The following is a 7,015-nucleotide window of genomic DNA, read 5'->3' on the forward strand; positions in this document are numbered from 1 at the left end:
ATTCCTCGTTTGCTTGAAGACGGTGGAGCGTGAGGCTGTCGGCGATCTGAAACGCCAGCGATAGCAGAACATAGATTTTAGCTGGGCTCAGGCCCGGCTTGGGTTTGGGATCGCAGATGACCAACAAGCCCCGGGCTTGGCCGTCATGATCCTTGATGGCGATAAAGGCTGCGAACCGGGCAACCTGACTGTCCCATCGCGGCAGGAACTGACACAGATCCGCGACAGGATCCGTCAGATCGTCAACCAGGAGGATGCCCTGATCGGTTTGGTTGATGGCGGCGAGCAGGGTCTCGAACTGATCGGGGTCGCAGGGTTCGGGAGCTTTGCCAAAACAGCTTTTGGCAAGAATTAAATCCGTGTCGTGCCGGACGATCAGAATTGATGACTTGCATCCTGCCGTAAGCGCCGCGCTTTGAACGACTCGATCAAGCCTTACCTGAAGGAAAGTGTCAGTGTTCATCCTAAGCCCCGAAGAGATCGGATTTGGAACACCGGAGACATCACAATCGCGCCATAAAGCTGATGAAACCTTATGGTTACGCTTCCAAATTGTCGCACCCTTTGGTGATCGTTTGCCGCGATATAGTGTGACAAAATTTGCGATCTGAATCGCTTCTATTTCCAACGCTGACAATATTGACGCGCCATTCGCTTCCAGTTTGTCAGTATTTAAAGATTTCGCGTGCGGTGTTGTCAGATTAAGCTTGTCAGGCTCTAATTGAGCTGAAATCGGCGTCTGCCGCGGCGAAAATAAGTGGATAGTTTCAGTGAAGCGACGCCGCCAAGTATGACGGTACCGGCAGTCCAACGGCAACTTGTCTCCGCTTCAAGCGACAGGATCACGTTTCGTCAGGCCCCGGGGATGCCTCTACGGCGCTATTTCGCGTCCGCCGCCGCCGTCGCCGCCGTGAAGAACACGTGCTCGATCGATCGCGTCTCCGGCAGGATGTAGACGACCCCGACGGTGCCGTCGAAAGCGGGCTGCACGACGTTTTCGAAGAACGTCACCGGCACGTTGATGCAGCCGTATGAGATCCGGTTGTCGAGCGCGGTGGCGCTGGCCAGGCGTTGAAACCGCCGGTCGGACGCCCGGGCCGTGATCACCGGATGCAGCGAAAGCGCGGTGTCATAATCGATCCATAGAATACCCTTGCCGCCTAGATTCTCGCCCATCGACGCGATGAAGCGGCCGGCCGGCGTGATGCGATCCTCGGGGGCGATGCCGGACAGGGGGCTGTCGCCGATCCCGGGGGGCGAGACGTCGCCGGGCGCCAGGCCAAGGAGGACGGGGGCGGTCCCAAGCAGAACCCCTTCACGGTCGAACGCGAGGACCTGCGCATTGACCTTGTCGACGATGATGAAGGGCAGGCCCTGATTGTCGGCCGTCTCCAGGACCCAGGTCTTGACCTGGCCGGCGGCGGACGAAGCGGCGGCAGGCTCGTCCGTGGCATAGGCGCGCTCGGCGGCGAGGCAGGCCGGGGAGAAACCGAGCCCGAGCGCCAGCCCCGCCGCCGCGAAGCCGCGCCTGGTCCACGGAAACCGGGGAGCGGATTCCCGCCAGTGGGGCGTCATGCCGGCGGGGGCCGTCCCAGGCGCGCGCGTCGGAAGCCCCATGATCAATGGCGATCCTGTTTGCGGGGATAGACCGGGACCGGCGGCGCGGGGACCGGGACCGGGGCGACCCGAGGCGGAGTCTCGACCACGACCGGCGGAGACACGGGGGTCGCTTCATAGACCGGCATCCGCACGCCGCGATCGACCACCACCAGCGCCAGATCCGGCGTCGGCGTCACGGTCGGATAGGTCACCGTTGGAAATGGCAGCAGGGGTCGGCTGACCACGGGCGGCGGAGGAGGAGGAGGCGGCGGCGGAGGAGGAGGCGGAGGAGGCGGAGGAGGAGGCGGAGGAGGCGGAGGAGGCGGCGGAGGCGGCGGCGGCGGCGGCGGCGGCGGAGGAGGAGGAGGAGGAGGCGGAGGAGGCGTAGGTGTGATCGTCCCGCGCGTCCGGAAGGTGGGCGTCCCGCAACAGAACCCGGCCAGGGCGTACCGGTCCGCGTTGGCGCCCGCGAGGGTGTAGCCGCTGTAGGTGATGCCCACGTCGGCCCCGACCACTGCGGAATCGAACGTCGCGCGGGCGGCCGGGCCGGCGACAAGGGTCACGTTGGCGGGCAAACCCGAAAGGGTCGTGGTCCTGAAGCCCGAGAGCGTCGTCTCCGTCGTCCCGTCAACGACCCGGCTGCCATCGGGGAATAGCAGCATGCGCTGGGTCAGCGTCGCGCCCTCGGTCAGGGTGAAGCGGTTCGAGTAGTCGGTCGGCAGGGCGTAGGAGACGGGATTGTAGTTGATCGTCGCCGCGGCGTTGGTGACGGTGACGCGCGGCGCAAGCGGACTGAAGATGATGGTGCCGCCAGCGACGCCGGGGCCCGTGCCGTTCGCGCCCGAGATCAGAGTCAGCCCGACCGGCAGGCCCAGGCTCTGGGCCGGAATTGTGCTGCCCCGCGTCAGGGTGACGGCCGCGTCAATGTGGACGTCGTGCCCGGCGCACAGGGCGATGTTGCCATCGGTCGTGGTGATTGCGTGAAAGACGTTCACATTCTGCCCGGCGTTGAGCAGGACGCTGCCGTTGGTGGTGGTGATGGCTGCGTTGACGTTGACGTCACGACCGCAACAGGCCACCAGATTGCCGTTGGTGGCCGTGATCGCGGCGTTGATGTTGATGTCGCGGTTGGCGTTCAGCGTCAGCGTCGTCGGGCTGGAGGAAGCGGTCCAGCTGATGGCATCATTGACGTGAATGTCGCCATTGCCCGGGAGATTGGCGCCGGGCCCGGTCATGGTGCTGATCACGACATTGGTGGTCACCAGCTGGGCGGAGAGGGTCGCGCCGGAGATATTGCCGCCCGCTCCGATGGTGAAGTCCGCCGGATCGATCAGCCAAGTCCCGTTGATCCCCCGAGGCGCTTCGGTGGTGACTCGAGCGTCGGGCGTAATGTTCACTGTCCCGGCGGACGTGTCGATGAAGCCGCCGTCGCCCACGTCGGGGGCGCTGGCGTCGAGGACGCCGCCCACGGTCACAGTGCCGCTCGACATGTCACCCAGAAGGACGATCGTGCCGCTGCGATCGCCGATTGTGCGGGCCTGGATGACGCCGGTGTTGTTGACCACCGTCCTGAGCAGTTCGCCCGCACCCTGGGCGGTCATCACCACCCGTCCGCCGTCGGCCTGCAGCATGCCGCCGTTCTGGACCAGGGCGTTGGCCGCGCCTCTGTCGACGACCACATTCAGCAGACCGTCGCCGGCAACGTCGAGGGTTACTGCTTCGCCCGAGACGAGGGCGATGGTGCCGAGGTTGGCCTGGATCAGGCCCTCATTGCTGACGTTGGCCCCCAGCAGGGCGACATAGCCCCCGTCCGCGATGATCGTGCCCTGGTTCACCACGGAGCCGCCGCCGGAGCCCGAGAGCCTGTACTCGCCGGCCATGAAGTCGGCGTCGGTCATGTTCAGGGTGGAGGCCACCAGCCCGCCGACGTTGACCTGGGATCCCTGACCGAACAGGACGCCGTTCGGATTGATCAGAAACACCTGGCCGTTGGATGTCAGGCTGCCGAAGATCGCCGAGGCGTCAGGCCCGAGGACCCGGTTGAGCGCGACGGACCGGCTGTTGGGCTGCACGAAGACGACACTGCCGCCACGGCCTATGGAGAAGCTCTGCCAGTTGATTGCCGTGTTCTGGGTCGTCTGGTTGATGGTGACGCTGTCAGGCCCGGTCGTAATGGTCGCGACACCACCCGTGACCGTTCCGCCGGTAGGAAGGGTCTGGGCCTCGGCCGCCGACCCTAAGGACAGCGACGCCGCCAGTCCAACCGCGGCCAGGCCGGCCAGGGATGTAGATACGGACAGGGCGCGCCTGCGACCGGGCCGCCCGCGCGCCGCCGTTCCGCACGAAGCGCCGGCGCTCAGGTGATGGAGACTGGTCATCAGAACGTCCTTGTCGGGAGGGGCGTGAAGGGATGTCGGGTCGAGGCGGCCATCAGAACAGCTTGACGATCTGGAACCATGCCCGACCGCCGTCGTCGGGCCCCGATGTGGCGATCTGGTCGCCCAGCCGGTGGGCGTAGGTCACCCTGGTTGTAAGGTCGTCCGGCCCGGACCAGATCAGCCCAGCGCCGCCGCCGCTGCGTCGGGCGTGATTGGGGCCGGCGAACCACGGATCATGGGCGAAGTCGATCTCGCCGGCGTCGACGAAGGCGATGAGCTGGAACCGGCCCGGCAGCGTCGAGGTCCACTGGTCGAGGCTCAGCCGCGCCTCGACGGTGGCGACATAGCCGTCGTCGCCATAGGCCTCGCCTTCGGGATAGGCGCGGACCGCATAGGCGCCCCCCAACTCCATCTTCTCGGAGCTGTCGAGGTTGGCGGTGGCGACCTGTCCGCGCAGCGCGCCATAGATCGACAGGGGGCCGCCGACCATCTGCAGTCGGGAGACGGCGTACTGGAGTTTGCCGAAGCCGCCCTGGGAGTGTGCGCTGATCGCGTCGGCGGCGCGCTCGCGCGGGCTTTCGATGTCGAGCTCGCCGGTCGTCCACGCGACGGACCCGGTATTCCAGCCGCCGCCGCCGACGGGATCGTGGGAATCGCCCCGCAGGCCTGCGGTCAGCGACCGGATGGTCTTGTCGGAGACCTGCGAGACGAGGCCGATTTCATCGGTGAGGAATTTGGCGTCCGCGCTGGCGAAGACCTGGAGGTTGGCGTTGCGCGAGCGGATCAGCGGATAGCTGGCGAAGACGCTGACGATGTCGGCCGTGCCGCCGGCGTCGAGGGCCGAGAACTCACGCCCGAGATCATAGCGCATGTGCGTATGGGCGACCCCGACAGTGGCGGCGCCGATCGGCGCCTGGTAGGCGACCCGGCCGTACGCAAGCCCTTCGGTGGAGACGAGCAGACGCAGGCTGAGCAGATCGCCCAGGCCGGTCGGATTGTTCAGGTTGATGGAGCCGCCGAACCGGTAAGCGCCGGTGTAGTAATTGCCGGCGTTGTCGGCCTCAAGGCTGCCCGAGATGAGCGGGCCGGGGGCAAGATCGACCGTCAGGTCCGAGGCGCCGACCTGGGCGCCCGGAGACAGCGTCGAACGGACGATGACGCCCGGGATATCGGAAAGCAGCAGCAGCCTCCGCTCGAGCGGAGCGATGGCGACCGGATCGGCCGGGTCGAGACCGTCGAGGATGCGGCGGGCCACGCCGTCAGACAGTCGGGTCTGGTTACGCAATTCGATCGCGCCATAACGGCCTTCGATCACGGCGATGGTCACGGTCCCCTCAAGGACGTCCTGCGCCGGCAGATAGGCCTGTGCCAGAAGGTAGCCACGGCTGTTGTAGAAGCGTGTGATCGCCGCCGCGGCGTTGCGCAGCTCGGGCAGGGTCAATTCACTTTCCGGCACGAAGCCGGTGGCCGCGACAAGCTCCGATTCGGAGAACAGGGTCGCACCCGTGATCCGCAGCGCATTGACCCGGATTTGAACCCCATCGGCCGCCGCATCCGACGCGACTTCCGGACGCTCGATGCGAATATCCGGAGCCATTCGGCCGGGGAGTGCGACGGGCGGAATCTGCTGCAGCTGGGTACCCGCGCCGGGCGGCTGCTGGGCAGCAGCGTTCTGGCTAACGGCCAGCAGCGCAGCCGCTATCAGGCTCGATCTCAACATAGCTACCTCGAAGTGCCGCCGCGGTGTCAGAGCGCAACGGCTCTCACGCAGCGGAGAGCACGCACGTAGGAAAGGCTTGAATGATCGATCTGGTCGGGAAAATTCCCGGAAATTTCGTCCGAATTAGCGAACGGACCTCGAGCTACCACCAATAAAGACCCTGAGACTTCGAATATTAACAAGACAGAAAAATCAACGGTTCATTCGAATTCCCTGTACACAAACTATTCTGCCCTATTTTTGTTCCGTACGGTCTGGAAGATTATTCAGCGGGAGCGTGTTCAGAGCTCTGACGAAGCCTGGCGCAATGTCGCGCTTCCACCCTTAGCCGCAGTTCGAAGCGTCGATTTCGGGCATCGGGCATGGATGTCTGATTTCGGGCCTGATGCCAATGGCGTGGTCCGACCCATAGGCGACCGTGGGGACGCCCACAAATCGACCTTTGCGGCGGCGAACGAAGCAAAAATCGCGAAGGTTAGTGAGCCATCCCGACGACATACCGGCGTTCAACTTTGCTCATCAGGTCCAATAGGACGCTTGTCACCTGTGCCCCACTTCCGTTCTCGGTGACGATCCGGAAGGACTGCTGGCTCAGTGGCGTAGGATCAGGCCGAGCCATGTCCCATCCCCTGAAGAGCCGGGCCTGAACCTCCCATTCGCCGAGAACGGTAACGTCTTCGTGCCGGTTGTCGGCCCGGATGCGCTTCATGAGCAGGCCCACCTTGCTCTTTTCGCCTTCAATGGATTGAACGAATTTTCCATCAGGCAACGCGAGGGCGCCCGTGATGCCATCTAGCTTATTGTTTCGGCGCGATAATTTAAATATTTCGTCAAGCTCAGCCACGTCATCATGAGCAATGCAAGATTTGCTTCTGTAGACCAGTCGGATCAGATTCTTTTCCATAGATTGTTAGTGCCTTGGGGCTGAAAGCCCTCACCACGGCAACGCTTCACCGTGTCGAATGATCCCGGTTACACGGGGAACATCCAAACATGGTTCGCGCGGAAGTGATAAATGGGGTCCGCTAACCGTACAGCGCCAACTTTTAGGGAACGACCGCGATGCGGGCCGGTTCATCTTCCTCGAAGCGGCAGGCAAGCCTCAGGCGGCAGGTGCCAGCCCAAGGTCTTCATCGAACACTTCAAGTTTGTCCGGTCGCGGAAAAGATGTCGGTCCTTTGAGACGCGCCAGAAGATACGCCACTGCGAGCACCATCTCGTAGGCGTCATAGGGCTTGGGCATGGATGCGATCGCGACGGTCGCTGCCGTCCGCGCCCGGCTGATCTGACCGCTGATGAAGACCACGGGGATATCCAG

At 64.1% G+C, this 7,015-nt stretch carries 6 protein-coding genes; all 6 read right to left on the bottom strand.

Features of this window, described 5'->3' with window-relative positions; genetic code table 11:
* Positions 1-817 (bottom strand): hypothetical protein (locus ACP7AU_RS17100; protein ID WP_426052192.1); only part of this gene is annotated, 817 nt, incomplete at its 3' end.
* 62 nt (positions 818-879) lie between these two features.
* Complete coding sequence (locus ACP7AU_RS17105) at positions 880-1,617, bottom strand: L,D-transpeptidase (protein ID WP_426038884.1); 738 nt, start codon at positions 1,615-1,617, stop codon at positions 880-882.
* Between the two features lie 2 nt (positions 1,618-1,619).
* Positions 1,620-3,977, bottom strand: coding sequence for a filamentous hemagglutinin N-terminal domain-containing protein (locus ACP7AU_RS17110; protein ID WP_426052193.1), 2,358 nt, complete (start codon positions 3,975-3,977; stop codon positions 1,620-1,622).
* 52 nt (positions 3,978-4,029) lie between these two features.
* Positions 4,030-5,697 carry a ShlB/FhaC/HecB family hemolysin secretion/activation protein gene (locus tag ACP7AU_RS17115; protein WP_426052194.1) on the bottom strand — a complete coding sequence of 556 codons (1,668 nt, stop codon included), beginning with the start codon at positions 5,695-5,697 and terminating at the stop codon, positions 4,030-4,032.
* Positions 5,698-6,172: 475 nt separating this feature from the next.
* The gene (locus tag ACP7AU_RS17120; protein ID WP_426052195.1) at positions 6,173-6,601 is read right to left on the bottom strand and encodes a BLUF domain-containing protein; all 429 of its coding nucleotides are present in this window, start codon (positions 6,599-6,601) and stop codon (positions 6,173-6,175) included.
* A 198-nt stretch (positions 6,602-6,799) separates the two neighbouring features.
* Positions 6,800-7,015: hypothetical protein (locus ACP7AU_RS17125; RefSeq protein WP_426052196.1), on the bottom strand; the 216-nt coding region annotated here is incomplete at its 5' end.

This window comes from Brevundimonas sp. SL161 (genome assembly GCF_049896985.1).
Classification (GTDB): Bacteria; Pseudomonadota; Alphaproteobacteria; order Caulobacterales; family Caulobacteraceae; genus Brevundimonas.